The 15206-nt window shown below is 57.0% G+C and carries 13 protein-coding genes; 6 read left to right on the forward strand and 7 right to left on the reverse strand.

The genetic code is table 11. From position 1 onward, the window contains the following. The first annotated feature begins 106 nt into the window (after positions 1-106). Together V7M64_RS03745 and V7M64_RS03750 are read left to right on the forward strand one after the other, a co-directional pair. Entirely contained in the window at positions 107-592 is a 486-nt protein-coding gene (locus V7M64_RS03745; RefSeq protein WP_333677119.1) for a hypothetical protein, read from the forward strand. 1178 nt (positions 593-1770) lie between these two features. Continuing rightward, on the forward strand, positions 1771-2508 hold the full coding sequence (locus V7M64_RS03750) for a YkgJ family cysteine cluster protein (RefSeq protein WP_333677120.1): 738 nt from the start codon (positions 1771-1773) through the stop codon (positions 2506-2508). Positions 2509-2528: 20 nt separating this feature from the next. On the opposite strand, the gene V7M64_RS03755 is transcribed toward V7M64_RS03750, so the two are convergent. Continuing rightward, entirely contained in the window at positions 2529-4319 is a 1791-nt protein-coding gene (locus V7M64_RS03755) for an LTA synthase family protein (RefSeq protein WP_333677121.1), read from the reverse strand. Between the two features lie 401 nt (positions 4320-4720). Between V7M64_RS03755 and V7M64_RS03760 the strand changes: the two genes are divergently transcribed. Next, positions 4721-4855 carry a hypothetical protein gene (locus tag V7M64_RS03760; protein ID WP_333677122.1) on the forward strand — a complete coding sequence of 45 codons (135 nt, stop codon included), beginning with the start codon at positions 4721-4723 and terminating at the stop codon, positions 4853-4855. A gap of 586 nt (positions 4856-5441) precedes the next feature. Here V7M64_RS03760 and V7M64_RS03765 read toward each other — a convergent pair. From V7M64_RS03765 to V7M64_RS03780, 4 genes are all read right to left on the reverse strand, one after another. After that, positions 5442-6257 carry a polysaccharide deacetylase family protein gene (locus V7M64_RS03765; RefSeq protein WP_333677123.1) on the reverse strand — a complete coding sequence of 272 codons (816 nt, stop codon included), beginning with the start codon at positions 6255-6257 and terminating at the stop codon, positions 5442-5444. Positions 6258-6854: 597 nt separating this feature from the next. Continuing rightward, positions 6855-8951: a hypothetical protein gene (locus V7M64_RS03770; protein ID WP_333677124.1), complete on the reverse strand. Its 2097-nt coding sequence runs from the start codon at positions 8949-8951 to the stop codon at positions 6855-6857. Positions 8952-8981: 30 nt separating this feature from the next. Beyond that, positions 8982-10745 carry a thiamine pyrophosphate-dependent enzyme gene (locus tag V7M64_RS03775; RefSeq protein WP_333677125.1) on the reverse strand — a complete coding sequence of 588 codons (1764 nt, stop codon included), beginning with the start codon at positions 10743-10745 and terminating at the stop codon, positions 8982-8984. Between the two features lie 915 nt (positions 10746-11660). Then, positions 11661-11927 (reverse strand): hypothetical protein, encoded by a 267-nt coding sequence (locus tag V7M64_RS03780; protein WP_333677126.1) that lies wholly within the window; start codon positions 11925-11927, stop codon positions 11661-11663. Between the two features lie 17 nt (positions 11928-11944). Here V7M64_RS03780 and V7M64_RS03785 point away from each other — a divergent pair, with 17 nt between their 5' ends. Together V7M64_RS03785 and V7M64_RS03790 are read left to right on the forward strand one after the other, a co-directional pair. Continuing rightward, positions 11945-12919 carry a hypothetical protein gene (locus V7M64_RS03785; protein WP_333677128.1) on the forward strand — a complete coding sequence of 325 codons (975 nt, stop codon included), beginning with the start codon at positions 11945-11947 and terminating at the stop codon, positions 12917-12919. Between the two features lie 2 nt (positions 12920-12921). Then, the gene (locus V7M64_RS03790; RefSeq protein WP_333677129.1) at positions 12922-14091 is read left to right on the forward strand and encodes a cysteine desulfurase family protein; all 1170 of its coding nucleotides are present in this window, start codon (positions 12922-12924) and stop codon (positions 14089-14091) included. A gap of 7 nt (positions 14092-14098) precedes the next feature. Here the strand turns inward: V7M64_RS03790 and V7M64_RS03795 are convergent, their stop codons facing one another. Then, positions 14099-14626: a hypothetical protein gene (locus V7M64_RS03795; protein ID WP_333677130.1), complete on the reverse strand. Its 528-nt coding sequence runs from the start codon at positions 14624-14626 to the stop codon at positions 14099-14101. Between the two features lie 84 nt (positions 14627-14710). On the opposite strand from V7M64_RS03795, the gene V7M64_RS03800 reads away from it, so the two are divergent. Continuing rightward, positions 14711-14851, forward strand: a complete 141-nt coding sequence (locus V7M64_RS03800; RefSeq protein WP_333677131.1) for a hypothetical protein — start codon at positions 14711-14713, stop codon at positions 14849-14851. A 96-nt stretch (positions 14852-14947) separates the two neighbouring features. Here the strand turns inward: V7M64_RS03800 and V7M64_RS03805 are convergent, their stop codons facing one another. Further along, positions 14948-15190 (reverse strand): hypothetical protein, encoded by a 243-nt coding sequence (locus V7M64_RS03805; RefSeq protein ID WP_333677132.1) that lies wholly within the window; start codon positions 15188-15190, stop codon positions 14948-14950. Positions 15191-15206: the final 16 nt, after the last annotated feature.

Here is a 15206-nt window from a genome sequence, read left to right on the forward strand (position 1 = left end):
ACTGGCAGCATGATCACTTAAACCAAACAGCCTCCACGAAAACCGGGGCGGTTCAGGAGGAGGCGTCGGTGATCTCTTGTACGACGGCCATGAGGTGATCTACGCCATGCTAAAGAACCCGAACGAGCCCGGTCCCTGCAACGCTGCGAGCAATAGTGGGTTCAGTGGCGTGTGGTGTGCCAAGAACATGCTGACGGGCCAGACGGTTGCGCTTGTCGATCCCAGCAATCTGATCACGTTCTTGCCCAACAACCAGGCACTGATCTCGCCGGACGGCAGCCAAGCCATCGTGGCGGCAGCCGCGCCGTCATTCTCGCCCCAGGACTCAGAGATCTACGCCGTGAAGACTGACGGATCGGGGCTGCGCAAAGTCACTTCGCCGTGCGCCCCCTTGTACCCGAACGTGTATTTGTGGTGGCAACCAGTGCGCGTATCACCGGATGGCACGCGGCTCCTGGCCAACTGCAACACCGAAACCACCACCCCGCCCGCGACCGTGGCTCTCAACTCCCAGGTCAACGTCGTCAACCTTGCTGATGGCAACGCCCGCTTCGTAACCAACGGCACGGCATACGACTGGCACACGCAGTGATGGCCCCAGCCTCGCGGCGGCGAGCCTGCCACGGAGGACGCCAGGAGTTCCGGCGGACCGCGTATAGAGTTTTCGCGTGCACACTAGGTCAACGTGGCGGAGGCTAGGTGCACTTACTGCGCGCTTGCCCCCGCCACGACGTCCCCCTTTGAGTAGCGGGATGCTTTGGGGCTCGTCGTCTCCCTCAATCAAACGCATTGCTCATCGCAATCTGCGGCGCCCATCCGGCTCTCGGGGCTTTTGATAGCCCGGGTCGGTAAGGCGCTTTTGAAATTCTTTACTAATGTGGACGAGATCGGTCTTGCACGCGAGACACCAGTCATGCACCTGGACGGTATCTAGTCTTCGTCTTCCCCGCTCCGCTTCACTGACAAATGCCTGGTCCACGTCCAACGTCGCAGCTAGCTGCTCTTGAGTGAGTTCTGCATGCGTTCGAACATCGCGAAGTAGCTCCGCAAAGATCCTGTGCTCTGGCCTATAGATGCTTTTCCGCGCCACCGCTTACCCCTCCGAGTGGCCTCAAAGCTATATGTGAACCTCGTTTATGCTATTTTCATATATGTGATATTCGCATATATGAAAATAGCCAATGTCAAAAAATAGCCCCGATGGCTGCGGTGAATCTGACGCGCTCAAACCGACTCTAAGACAAGTCACCTCACGTCATGCAGCACACAACAAGGCGGCACCCAACATCTCGGCAAGGCCCATGCACATGCCGGTCTACGCGCCCTCCGTCATTCCCTCATCACTGGATGCATTGATCATGACTCTCTTGCCTCGCTCAACACGCACATACACACCAGAACCCTTTTGGCTCATCAATGAATCCCGGCTTCCCCTGCCCCCTGATCAGGCCAGGCAGCACACATCTCTTATGCGAATCGCCGGTACATCACTGGCAATGGGTGTGATTCGCAACCTCTTGAGATGCAGCGAAGCCTCCAGCCGGGCGAAGTTGGCCAGTATTTCACCCAACGTCTGCCCATGTGCGTTCACCCCTACTCAGATAGAAGGCCTACGCGCTGCGCTGTACTTTCTTCGCCGATATGGCGACGGGCTGCTGGAAGCTGAGCGCGGCGAATAAACCGGAAACCGGCCTGAAGGAGAGAATGTCGATTTTCCATATCCCGCCACCAGTGCAAAAATGAAAGACAGATATCGGCTATCCATCGCATATGAAAGAACCGTCGGACGAACTCGCAGCAATCATCGTCAATGCCGTACTTGAGGAGCGATGCGCATCCGAAGCAGGCCGGCGTCGATATCGGCCACTGCTTGAGGAACGGGCGCACGGGATCGTCGCGCGCCTCGTCGATGGCGCCGGTGAAGGCAGCGGCTCCGGGAATGATCCTCGCAATCGGCTCCCTACCCTGTTTAACCTTGCCGACACCATCGCCAAGGATGAGCTAGGCAGCCATCGTTATCCCAAGCCCGCATGCCCGGACGATGGCGGGTGCGCCATGTGTTGTACGCATATGCGCATTGTTCTTGGCGTGCAGGAAGCTGCCGTTGTTGCCAGGGAACTGCTCGGACTCGCTGCGCCTGAAAAGGCGAAGATCGCCCATCGACTTCCTTCACTCGGAACATCCGGGCCCGGTTCGCAATGTGGTCTGTTGGACGAACAGGGCCTGTGTACCCTCTACGCCGCGCGCCCCATCAACTGCCGCACGTATCGCTCATGCTCGATAACTGCATGCGAGGACCGTGTCCGGCTGGGCCGGAATGCCGGCGAGGAAGTGGTGTTCGCATATCCGTTCGACGATCTGGTGCGCAAGTCGTTCCATTACGCAGTGCAGCCGGATGAAACGCCGCACTTTCTTGAAATGAACACGTTCCTGGCGAACGTTCTGCATGACGATGAGAGGCTTGCAGCATGGGCCTCTGGCCAGGTTCCAGCCGAAGGCGACGCATAATGTCCCGGCGGTAAAGTGCCTCACAAACATTGTCCGGCACTGTCCAGTTTGTGGCCACAGCTCACTTCAAGCCGTGCAGCGTTGAACTGCACATCGCGATACGCATCGGCGTTGGCGACAGCAGCATCCTTCGCTGTCAGGCGGATGACGGATGCCAACGCGAGATAGCCGTCCTCCGGCAATTTGGCCACATCGAACAAGAGGCCCGGCAAGTCGTAAGCCGATAGATGGATTTGTCGCCGCTGTTCCGGATCGAACGGCCGATTGGACAACAGCATGTAGCGCGTGTGCTGCTGTGGCGCCTTGCGGTTGTCGTCGAAACCCAGATCGCTATAAGCCGCGTCAAGTGCCGGCAAGTGATCACCGTAGAACAACAGCAAGGTCCAGCGCTTGCGCGCCATCAGCCGCTGCGCGAACTCTGCCAGCGCCTCGTCGCCGTTGAGCAGGTGCGACGTGTAGTACGTCATCTCGTACGTGCCCTCGGCAGACAGGCCGGGCGGCAAGGGGTTGGTTTTCAGCAGCCGGGCCAGATCGCCGGGGTCGCGATTCCACGGCCCATGGTTTTCCATCGTGATGGCCATGGTATAGCTCGGTCCGGCTTGGCCATGGTCCAGGTGATTGAGCACCGCATCGAACAAGGAGCGATCCGACACGAACAAACCCGCGCGCGGCGCGTCCTTGAACGCATCCTCGTAATAAGCGTGCTGAAAGCCCAAGGCCGGCATCGTCGCATTGCGGTTCCAGAAATCCGCCTCGTAGGGGTGGAACAGCGTGGTCGTGTATCCAAGCGCCTGCAAGCGCCGCGGCACGGTTGGCATGTGCCGGTTGGCCAATCCGAAATAAGGGTATTCAACCGCCGGAAAAGCCATCATCGGATACCCCGTGATGGTTTCGAATTCCGTGCGAATCGTGCCGCCGCCATAGGTCGGCGTAGTCAAGCTGCCGCTGATGCCAGTCGCGGCAAGCTGTTGAAAGTGGGGGTCGTACTGGCCGAAGTCGACGTTCTTCAGCACACCGGGATCAAAAAAAGCCTCGCTCTGCACGACGACGATGTCTGGCAGGTTCTGCGGCATCAGCCGTGCTTCGCGCTGACGGATGGCCCCTTCATGACGACTTGCGAAATCCGCAACCAGCGCCTTGTCCGGATGTGGAACGCTACGCTGGCGGTCCTGGCACATCCTGACGAAGGTCGCGGCGAAGCCTTTGCTTCGATCGCTGTAGCTCGGATTCCATGGCTGATAGCTGGCCATCGCATGACTTGCATACGATGCTCGCCACGGCTGGTATCCCTCTAGCAAAGTGTACAAAGCCAGCAACGAAACCAGCATCAAGCCCGCACGTGCGATCCAGTTTGGCCGGAAATGATGTTTTTCCAACCGCCCCAAAAGCACGCCACAAGCCACGAGCAAGATGGGCGCCACTATCAGGCTGATCGCGTGATAACCCGTGTAGTGCGCAAAAAAACCGATATTGCTCGCCACCTGATGGCCTAACAGGGCGTCGTCCGGTGACAACGGTGTATTCAAATTTCTCAGCTTGATTCCGTTGACTTTATAAATCAGCGCAATCAACGCCGTGCTGATAAGCATGCTGAGCAGCAGGCGGCCGCAGAGCGCATAGACGATCCACGCGCACAACAGCAGCGGCAACACGTTTCGCCAGACAAGTCCCGAACCGACACGCACAGCAGGATCGAGATGCATTACCAGTGCGAAACTGATCACGGCCAGCGCAAGCAGGCTGGCGCCGAATCGCCATGCATCGCGCCAGAAGCCGCCTCCTACGTCAGCCACGTTCCAGTAAAACCGCATTCACCTCTCCCCGCATTCCACACAAGCTTTCGCGCCGCATACGTAACGCGAAATGCGCAACGTCCCCTCAACATCCTGCGAATATTCCGCCGCCAGGATGCTTGCCCTTGCAACGGCACGGTCCCGTCCGATTCACGACCCCGGCCACGCGTCAGCTTGAAGCAAGGTTTCATATTTATGACATTGCGCGCCGCCGTCAAGCTGCGTGCGTTCTGCCCACCACGATGAGCCTGGCTAGAAAAACTGATCGGTATAGTTATTGATGGCGAGAGACGTCGATCCCTCGGTCCTTTCATGCGCGGCGATCTGAAGGGAGATCACGCAAGACCAGAGAGTGCTCTCTCTCAAGCTTTTATTCGCAGCAGTGCGGTGCGCCTATCGTCTGCGATACGAGAGGCGACATGAGCATTGCGCTGATTGAAGAAGCCAGCAGGCTGCCAGCTGTCGCTCATCCACGTATTCCGTCCTGGCGCATATTCGCGGATGCGCTCTTAAGAGCGAAAGAGATGGCCAAGACAGATCGAGGTACTATTTGAGCGAATTTGGACGTCCTCGAATTTCCTAAAGCAGAGAGCTCCCACTCGAAGCGGCCCATGCGTTTCGATTCACATGGACCGTATCGAATGGATTGACAAGTGAAATCGCAGGAATTTGGCTGTCAGGAAATCGTAACTACCAATTCGTAAGGGCCGGGCAAGCAGGCGTGGTATCGCCAGGGGCGGGAATGGTCAGGGAGACGGTTTGCCCATTTGGGATCACGTTAGCAAAAAGGAATGGGGTACCATCCGCCGCCGTTCCTACACTTTGCCGGCAAGCACTTCCACCTTGCGAGACGATCGCAAAATTAGAGGACCAATCGCTGGAGAGACGAATAGCAAATGTCAGACGTACGTTATAGATACTAGCGTCGAGGCCAATTGCGTTTGCCGTAAATGCATTCGGTCCAGTTATGTTGACCGCTCCGGACGTAAACATAGCATTTCTCTCAGCTATGTACTTAAAAACGTTGCCATGAGTATCAACCCAAATGTTTTTTGATTGGCTAACGGCATAGTCGACTTGCGATTGAAATTCCGATGTTGGCGTGTAGTAAGCGTACCATGATCCATCACTTGTGCTTTTTTAATTATTTGGCCCAACAATGTGGTACATAAGTATAAGCCACCCACCCTGGGCGACAGCGCTATCCATCCAGCCATCCACTTGAGAGGTCAGTGTTCCAGTTTGGACATCCTCCGACATTAAGTTATAGAAATCTGGACTCGAACTATTTATGCCCGCATCGCTCGTTCGTGCAGTAAGTATTTTGTAGGGTGAAGTATCTTGCTTTAAGCAGTCCCTGACCTCCTGAGTATTCAATCCGCCTGGAAAAGCCAATGCAACCGTATTTTGCTCTAGTGTACTGTTGAGAGCTTGAACTGAACTGTGCACTTCCGAATCCATCCAACTTTGGTTGCCATGCTGGTATGTGAGATAAGTCGGATCAGTACATTGAACGACTGCGCCATTGGTTGTCACTATCCCAACTGAACTAGGTGCCAGACCAGTGTGATTGACGGTATGAGAAGCAATTTCATGCCCGTTCTGCTTAGCGAATGCCCAAACAGATGATGAGGCATATGGAAGAGGCGACCCTGTCAGCGTGCCATCCGTTGTATAACCATTCCACGTAATCCCATTAAAGCTATTAACCACGTATTGCGTGCTGCGCAAGCCACTGCTCGTCAGATAGGGCACAGCGTTATTGAACGTGTCGAGAAAACCGTCATCAAAGGAGAAGGTAACGGCAGCTGACTTATCACCTTTCCACAGCGAGGGAACGACCGAGCTGATGCTTGAGGCGTTTGCGGGTAAAGTTGCGCAAGCAAATCCAACAGCCGCGGCAATAAATTTTATTTGAACTGCAAATCTTTTGGAGAGATAGGCAATGGACCCCATGTACTTTCCTTTTAAAAGTTGACTTTCATGAAAACACTTGACGGTTTGCGACAAACCACTCCAGCCAGTGGGATCTAAGAAAAGAACCGAAAATCGGGCCGAAGTTAGCTAAGCCTTTTAGGTAACTCGCCTCCATTCATAGTCAAAAAACGCTCCGATTCGCGCGAAAAAACCAATAGGCTGGAGTGATTATCATGATTCATCGTCATGCGGGAAGTCGCACCACCCGCGTGATGCGACATTGCTTGCCAAGGGCTAACAAGATCAATCGATAGGCACGCATTCCCACTTGCCGTTAGACCACACAGCATGCTCTCCCGGTGGACACATGGGGATGGGAGGCGCAACGGAACGCGCGTACTGTGGCGCTTTTGCACTGTGCGTGCTGGCGGCGTTCACTGACAGCGCCAGGCCGACCAAAGCCAAACCCGCGAAGAAGCTCTTCATGACATCACTCCTCATTGGAGAGGGCGCTGCTTGATGAAGGCGTAACGACGGCCAGAGGAGCGCCCGTGGCTCTGGCCTTGATGACACAACGAGCCAGCTTGGGGACGGAGCAACCAACCAATCGCCTCTCCGTCCCGGTACAGGCGGGGCTCAAACCGCCTCGGTATCTTTTCGCGGCCCCGCTTTCCGAAGCAATTTCTGCAGTTCTTCGCTGGTTTCATCCGTCGATCCTTCCGGACAGATGAACGGATACTCGCGATTGTCGATGATCGGCTCGATACCGAAGAAATCGTTGAGTACCGATTCGGATGTGCAATAAGCACCCTCCACCCAGGCTTGATCGTTCGAATACGCTTCGCCGACGATGAAGATATCGGCGTCGGCACCGTCGATCAGTTGCGAGGGTTTACGGATCTTGCGCTGCACGTCGCCGACGTCGAAATGCGGCGCCCATTCGTGATAGCCGGCATTGAACGGGGGCAGCGACCAATCCATGTAGGCGGCCTGCAACGGCTCGGGCACGGCGCTGTAATCGCAGTTGGGGCCGAAGTGAAGTTCCGCCAGCATCTTGCGCAGCATCTTCACCATGCGTTTTGGTACCGGGCGCGGGCCTTCCAGCGGCTGGGTGTCCTGCGAAACCGGTATCTCGCGCTGGTGCTTGGGGCCCAGTTCCAGTTCTTGCCAGAACGCGGTGTTGTCTTCGTCGTCGTAGCTGGCCAGGATCCCGTAGATAGGCTTCTTCTTCGGTTCGATGGCGTTGTTGCCGAAATAGACCACCATGCGAATGGGCGAGTTGCTCACGCTTGGGCCGATGGTGTCGTTGCGCGAGACAGCTGTCAGTTGCTTGGTCTGCGCGACGGTAAGCGCCTGTTCGGTGATGTTCTCGATCGCGCCCAGCAAGTCCGTGACGGACGTGTAAGGCACGTCGATCAAGGTCTGCATCGCTTTCAGCACGGGCGCGGGAAACTTCAGGGTACGAAGCTTGGCGATCGTATCCGGCGTGATCGTGTAGCCGATGATCTGTGCGGGATATGGCGCCGGATTGTCGGCGTCGGGCGCCCACCATGGCTGGTCGAAGAACATGCCGACCTTGTACGACGGCTGCATGATCGTCGACTCCAGGTACAGGTTGACCTTTTCGTGATTCAGAACATCCACCTCGCCTTTCGCCGGCGCGTGGAAGCGCGTGGCTTGCGCCACCAGATCGATCGCTGCGCGTGGCATCGCCATCCAGGCTGCATCAGCCTCGCGGGTGCCTACGGCGATGTTGGGGTTGTCGCGATGCGCGTAGGTAAACGTCGCCTTGCCAGCTTTCCAGAGAATCGAATGCAGGCGCGTATCGGGTTGATAGCGGAACTCGATGCCCTTGGCCTTGGCAAGCTTCACCACGTCGTCAAACAAGGCGTTGAACATGCCCGAGTAGCCGATGAACAGCGTGCGGTACTGGCTGCCGGGCGTGAACTCGTTGTTGATATTGAACGACACGCCGGCATGCGTGTTGATCACGTTGGAACTGTAGCCGTTGCCGTCGGCAGCATAATCGAAGCCTTCCGCTCCCAGCTGATCGTAGAGCAGGTTCCAGTAGCCGATGTCCTTGAGATAGTCGCCTTGCTGGAAGATGCTGGATTCCGGCAGTTGCGCGGTGATTTGTCCGTTCTGATAGAAGCGGCACCAGTCGCGGCGCGTGAATTCCTCCCATGGCTTGGTCGTCGCCAGATCCTGCACGGTGGTAAAGCCTTGGTCCGGCGTGGTGGCGCCGCCGAAATTGTTCACCGTGTAGGGTGCAGGCGTGTTCGAAGTGATGCCGTTGAGATAGAAGTTACGCGAGCGCAGATAGAACAACTGATTATTGGTGACGTTGAACGGCACCGAGTATTTTTGCAGGCCGAGCAGCGAGATCACCGTAGAAACAACGCGATGGCCCGGTGCCAGGCCGTTGTTCGGGTCCGGAAATTCCTTGGTCGGCACGCTGCTCCAGAATGAATAGCGCATGCCGCCAAGTTCAACATATGAATCGGTCTTGTCGTTGTTGTAATGCCAGGTGCAAATACGGGCGCCAGCCGCACGCGTGCCGGGATTCCGCTTGGAGAAATCGTAACGCCCCCAATCGTACAGATCCAAAACGTCGCCCTTCTTCAGCTGTTTCGCGCCAAATTTGGCTTTCTTGCATTCGCCGCTCAGCAGCCGCCAGGCGGTATAGAGGCCGGCAGCGCCGGCACCGAAGATCGAGTAGGTTTTTTGCGTCATGATTGAGCCCTCGGAATGGGATGGGGCGTTTCATTCGCTGCCGAGTCGATACATCTGGCCGGGCAGATCCTTTTGCGGTATGACAACTTCAACCAGCACAGGCTTGTTTTTGATCGCTGCAATGCGTGGCAACGCGGCTTTCAGTTCTTCCACCGTTTCCACCCGAATACCTTCCGCGCCGAAGGCTTTGGCCAACGCGAGATAGTCCCACTCGGGCAGGATGTCGAAGGTGTCGAAACGATGCTTCGGTCCGGGCTTGAACGCATCCATGTTCACGTAGACCTGTTCGATGGCATAGACCTTGTTGCTCATCACGAAGATGACTGCGTTGAGCTTGTTGCGCGCCAGCGTGGACAGCGACTGGCAAACCATCATGAAGCCGCCATCGCCAGCCACGGTCCAGGCCCGCTTGCCGCTGCCGAGCTGCGCACCGGATGCAGCACCGGTCTCAAAGCCGATGCATTGCCATGCCGCCGAAGAAATAAAACTGCCCTGCGACAGGCCATGGCAGTTCGTGGCGACATACATCGCCGAACTGACGCCATAGGTCATCACGATGTCCTTGAGCAGGTTGCTGTCCTGCAGGAACTTCATCGTGTGCTCGAAGAACCGGTTGTAGGTGATGATTTGCGGCTTGTCGTGGTAGACCGGGTCGGAGTTACCCGTCCACGGCTGCGGATATTTCGGTTGCGGTGGCGCCTTGACCTTGATCGGATAAGCCTTGTCAGCCTTGAACTTCGCCAACAGGGCTTCCATGAAATCCTGCATGGTGACGGCGCCGTATTTGAAATAGCCGGCGCGGACGCCCGAGGTATTGGCCAACACCATGTCGGCATACCTGCTTTCGATGAAGGCAAGATAGTCGTCGGTAATGATGGCGCCAAGGGTCAAAACACAGTCGGAGGCATGGACTACATCCTGCACGGATTCGATCGAGGCGGCATCGGCGTAAGTGCCGATGAACTTGTCGCCCTTCTCGTCCAGCACGGTCTTGCCGAGTGTCGTGGTGGTATACAAAAAGCCACTGGCATCGATGATCTGCTTGAGCAGGTCCGACAAGCCAAAGCGCAGTATCTCCACGCCGGCGAAGATCAACGGCTGCTTCGCCGCCGCGATCTGGGTCCAGGCCTGGTCCACGGCGTTGCGAAGCGCCAGCTCAGGGCTCTTGGCAACGCGCGGCTTGAGCGGCGTCTTCAGCGGACGTGGGCAGGGTTGACCCCAGACTTCCTTGTAGCAGGCGATATACACCGGCCGTTTGTCCGTGATCGCATCGATCAGCAACTCGTCGATTTGCTCGGCGGCGCCTACGTTGGTGCTTAGCGTGATCGCCCTGACCGTGACGTTCTCGTAAACCTTGCGGTCCGCATCAAGGTCACCAGTGGAATGGTGAAACAGCACGTCATACATGTCCGTGATATCGCGCATGTCGGCGCCCGGCGTGGCGCTGATCACCACAATCGGACTGCGCTCGACCCAAGCACCGGCAATGGCGTTGAGCGCGCTGAACGTACTCACGCCGAATTGCAGCGATACCGCGGCAAGGCCGCGGGTGCGCGCGTAAGCATCGGCAGCGTAGGCGGCGTCCAATTCATTGATCGCGCCGATCGTGTTGATGCCGTTGAAATGCTCCAGCGCCTGGGTGAAGTGCTTTACGTAATCGCCGGGAATCTGGAATACATCAGTGACATTCAGCTGTTTTAGCCGGGTCAGCAGGTAGTCGGCAACGGTGAACTCGGTGGCCGCTGCCGTTCCTGAATCGATAAGTGACTTCTTCGAGATATTGCTGCGTGTCATGGTGCCCCCTTGCCGGTCCATACCACCATCAATTGAGTAGCTTGAATGCCGTCGCTATAAGCGGACCTTGTTCGGGAAACATCTGCTGGCGATATATCGCCGCATTCCCAATACATAACCGTGCCTGACATGAGATGCGTAGGCAGACACGTCCAAAGACGCCACGCGTAGGTCACGCATAGAGCCTCGGAACATATGGAAAAACTCTAAGACGAAAAACGCGTCTCTCTGCGTTGCATAAATCCCTGCCCCCTGATTCCTTTGACTTGCCTCAATCCCCCGTCACGTTGCGTATACGGGTTACCGGGAGTTTGCAACCGTCAATGTGACGGCCACGTCTTTTCCAAGTTATCCATGCGATAAACGCAGACCGCTCTCGCCTGCAAGTCGAGTGTGGAAGGCGGAAGTCCCGCTAGGGCAAAACCCGATATCCGGTGAGATGCAGACTATTGGCACTGGCGATGCCCGCGGCAAAACTGATTGTGTGATGCCCAGCCTTCGGCGCGCGCCATGCAAATAACACAGCATCAGGCGTACGACACCCGCTGCTGGATGATCTGTTCTGCCGATTGCCGAACCGTCGAATATAATCGACTTCGAATCCAGAACGAGATCTGACGCGGACGGAGGCTGGTATTCAATCGTTAGCCGTTGCGAATTTGGTTTCGCGATAACGTGCGATGTACGACACAGCGCGGAATCCTTTCAAGAACTTCAACGCTACCGATTCGTCCCCAGCGAGTGTCCGGCACCGGTTTGCGAATCCGCAGCAAGAGGGATATGACGCAGTTTAGCGTTCACCTACCGAGGGCAAGACTCAAAAATCGCCGTATCCCTTAGGGTCGTCATTCCCGCGAAAGCGCACTGCTGTCCGGGGAAATTTTTCGCTGTTCTTGCGGGAAAGCTAAAACGACGTCATTCCAGCGAAAGCTGGAATCCAGCGACTTGAAAATCTGCAAAGGCACTGGATTCCAGCTTTCGCTGGAATGACGGACTGATGGCACTGAATTTCCATGGAAAATTTTCGATGCGGGGTGCTATGCCCGCGCATTTCTGAAGAACTTCGTTTTCCCCGGACAGCAGTGCGCGAAAGCGGGAATCCATCTTGCTCTGGTGCATGCCTGAAAATGGATTCCCGCTTTCGCGGGAATGACGGCCGTGCGGGTTGCCGAAGACGTACATGGAGCCACGCAATTTTTTTGCCGGACAGCAGTGAGTGCCACACTGACAATTCTTTCACTTTCGTGCAGCCAGCGTGCACGACGCCCACGAATTCCCAATCAAACGAACTCAGGTTTGAGATTCCCTTCACGATGCCCGGTCGTATATTGCAAGAGATCGCAAGTTCTTCATCTATCTCTAGGAAATTCTCGACAGGACGGCTGCGCATGGCATTTATCACTCCCACAAGCTTTATCGCGCCAGACAACCTGGCGCCAATGCTTGCCCGACCGCCTCACGTCAGTATTTTGGCTGGCAATTCCAGGCTCGATATCGGCAGCGATGGCTTGATCAAAATCGAGGCGCAGCTGCAAGCGTTTCGGGCTGCGCTGTTGCATGCAAACCAGGTTCGCCATCAAAGCGGAAGCTTTCCGCCGATATCCATCGCTTTCGATCACAAAGGCATCTTTCGCCGCCAGTTTCTGCGCGATGGACTCAGCAATAGCCAAAAACGCAATCCCCGGCTTTGTCATCTGCTTCCTGAGATCATCGCCATCTTTGGCCCGTTGGCGGACGAACTGCATATCCCGCATGAGCACATCCTGATCATTCACGAAGACTCCGCGCGGACGCATGCGGAACACCTGCTGAGCACGCAACCCATTCCCGCCGAAGTGCGGCATCGCATGGTTACCGCTACGACGGAACGCTCGACGTGTGGCATAGCCAACGGTTCAAAGCTCACGTGCGCCGCCATCACCAGCGAGTATTTCTGCAAGGCAGTGGATGCGGATGGCTCGCCGTCGGCCACGCAGGCCTTGCTCGAAGTCTTCTTCGAGGCATCGCCCTGGTCCGAGGTGCTGGCTTATGTTCGCGGGCTGCAGTTGACGCATGCGTTGGGCATGCGTTTTGACATCCGCCTCAATCTGGTCACCGCTGCAGGTGCGGTGCGACGGGGCGAGATCGTCCATGCCGAGCCGGAAGCGCAGGTGTCGTCCGAATTGGTTGCCTAGGCATGCAGGCATCCACGCACCGTATTTATCTGGATCACAACGCGACGACGCCCGTCGACCCACGCGTGCTCGACGCGATGCTGCCGTTCTTTACCAGCGCGTTTGGCAACGCCGCCAGCACCAGCCATGCTTTCGGATGGCAGGCGCGCAGCGCGGTGGAAGACGCCAGGACCCGCATTGCGCAAGCCATTCATGCGGCGCAAGACCACGACATCGTGTTTACCTCCGGCGCTACCGAGTCCATCAACCTGGCGCTGAAAGGGCTGCAAGCCGGGCAACGCAGGAATCATGTGGTAACCAGCCAGATCGAGCATAAAGCAGTGCTTGATAGCTGCTGGCATCTCGAACAGCATGGCGTCGGCGTTACCTATGTCGGCGTAGACGACGCCGGACGCGTCGACCTGGACCAGCTTGCCTCGGCCATGAACGATCGCACCTATCTGGTATCGATCATGCTGGCCAATAACGAAACCGGCATTGTGCAGGATATGGCGGCGATAGCTCGCCTTTGCCGCGACAAAGGCGTGGTACTGCATACGGACGCGACGCAGGCGCTGGGCAAGATAGACGTCGATATGGATGGATTGGATATTGGCTTGGCTTCTTTCAGCGGCCACAAGCTCTACGGCCCCAAGGGTATCGGCGTTCTCTACGTTCGGGGCGATCTACGCCGGCGCTTGCTTATGCAAATGCATGGCGGTGGGCATGAGAACGGATTGCGCTCAGGCACGCTGAATGTACCCGGCATCGTCGGTTTTGCGGCGGCACTCGATCTATGCATGGCGGAACTGTCCACCGAAAGCCTGCGCATGTCTGCACTGCGCAAGCAATTGCATGACACGATCAGCTTGCAACTGGAAAACGTACGACTGAATGGCGACCCATACCACACCCTACCTGGCACGCTGAATCTCTCCTTTGCGCAAACCGATGCCGATTCCATCCTGCTCGCCATGCCGGATATCGCGCTGTCCTCCGGTTCGGCGTGCACCTCGGCGAAGGCGGAGCCATCGCATGTGCTCAAAGCCATGGGCGTCAGCGATGAGCTGGCCAGGGCCAGCATCCGGTTCGGCATTGGCCGCTTCAATACGGAAGAAGAGATTGCTTATGTGGCAAGGCGCTGCGTCGCTACCGTAAAACGGCTGCGCGCGATGTCGCCGCTGGCGGCGTAACGAGCCGTTATCCGCGTACTTCGCAATGGATCTGCAGGGCTTCCGTTGGATTGTGATGAACGTTGAAGCCAGCCGATGGCAGTACCGACCACACCAGCGCCAGCTCACGTTGATGCACACGCTGCACCCTACGGATCAACCAGCGTGGCGTAAAAACACCCAACGGAAGCAATGTCAGCGTCTTGCCGCGATGGACTAAACCCACGTCGATGCAATCACCCGAACGGTCATGCCCATTGGGGGAAAAAATTGCGCGCCGCTCGCGGCAACGATGCGGATAGGCAAGGCAGAACACCATCATGCCGACAGCACGGGCCAGGCGATGGGCAACCCGAACGAGCTTGCCGCGCGATTCATAACCTCGCCTCAGCACCAGCGTCAAGCCATGGTCGGAGAGCATGCCTTGCGCGGCCGTGAGGCGGCGAAATGCTTCGTCCGAGATAAACACCTTGTCGTACGGCCAGCGTGGCCTGACGAGAAAGGACGTGGCAGCGGATGATCGATCCAGCACTTGCATCGTCGTGGATTCCGTCATGCCGTTTATACTGGCGCGCCGATCGATTGGCATGGCGCCGAACAGCGACACGCCACTGGATCGATCACCCAGGGGAACGAACCTATGCGCTCCGGCGTCGGCAAACGCATCGTCGACTTCTTGCTGGCCTTGCTCGTGCTTTTCGTCATGTCCGGCGCCGGGCTGCTGTGCGTCGCGGGCGGCCTGATCTGGCTCGGCATCTATCTGTTCCACCATCTGCATTGACTTGTCGATGCCAGCAGCGCGGCAGTTCCTGATGGGATCCCATCCCAGCCTAGTTGAACCAGGCCCCGGCCTTCGCCGGCGACGAATCGGTAGCTGTCACGTTTTCGCAATGGTGTGAAACGGTGCGGGTGGCAACGTGCCGTCCGCCGGCAATGCGTTGATGGCCATGTCACGCACGGTTCGCGCAAGCACCACGCCCCTCACGAAAGCATCCCTGGCCGGTCCGGGGTTGTCCGGCGACTGGACCAGGGCGAGAAAGAAGGTGTCATACAAGCCTCGCAGTCTTTCGGCGTATGCATCGCAAATGATGTCGGCATCGGCGGCGGATGTATTCGGCATAATCTGCTCCTTGTCG

This window comes from Dyella sp. (assembly GCF_036746095.1).
Lineage (GTDB): Bacteria > Pseudomonadota > Gammaproteobacteria > Xanthomonadales > Rhodanobacteraceae > Dyella_B.

Bases quoted from the DNA above. Each gene is read 5' to 3' on its own strand.
- V7M64_RS03800 (WP_333677131.1), top strand. From the start codon at position 14,711: ATGCGCTCCGGCGTCGGCAAACGCATCGTCGACTTCTTGCTGGCCTTG.
- V7M64_RS03760 (WP_333677122.1), top strand. From the start codon at position 4,721: ATGAGCATTGCGCTGATTGAAGAAGCCAGCAGGCTGCCAGCTGTCGCT.
- V7M64_RS03790 (WP_333677129.1), top strand. From the start codon at position 12,922: ATGCAGGCATCCACGCACCGTATTTATCTGGATCACAACGCGACGACG.
- V7M64_RS03770 (WP_333677124.1), bottom strand. From the start codon at position 8,951: ATGACGCAAAAAACCTACTCGATCTTCGGTGCCGGCGCTGCCGGCCTC.
- V7M64_RS03795 (WP_333677130.1), bottom strand. From the start codon at position 14,626: ATGACGGAATCCACGACGATGCAAGTGCTGGATCGATCATCCGCTGCC.
- V7M64_RS03765 (WP_333677123.1), bottom strand. From the start codon at position 6,257: ATGGGGTCCATTGCCTATCTCTCCAAAAGATTTGCAGTTCAAATAAAA.
- V7M64_RS03750 (WP_333677120.1), top strand. From the start codon at position 1,771: ATGAAAGAACCGTCGGACGAACTCGCAGCAATCATCGTCAATGCCGTA.
- V7M64_RS03745 (WP_333677119.1), top strand. From the start codon at position 107: ATGCTAAAGAACCCGAACGAGCCCGGTCCCTGCAACGCTGCGAGCAAT.
- V7M64_RS03805 (WP_333677132.1), bottom strand. From the start codon at position 15,190: ATGCCGAATACATCCGCCGCCGATGCCGACATCATTTGCGATGCATAC.
- V7M64_RS03755 (WP_333677121.1), bottom strand. From the start codon at position 4,319: ATGCGGTTTTACTGGAACGTGGCTGACGTAGGAGGCGGCTTCTGGCGC.
- V7M64_RS03780 (WP_333677126.1), bottom strand. From the start codon at position 11,927: ATGTACGTCTTCGGCAACCCGCACGGCCGTCATTCCCGCGAAAGCGGG.
- V7M64_RS03775 (WP_333677125.1), bottom strand. From the start codon at position 10,745: ATGACACGCAGCAATATCTCGAAGAAGTCACTTATCGATTCAGGAACG.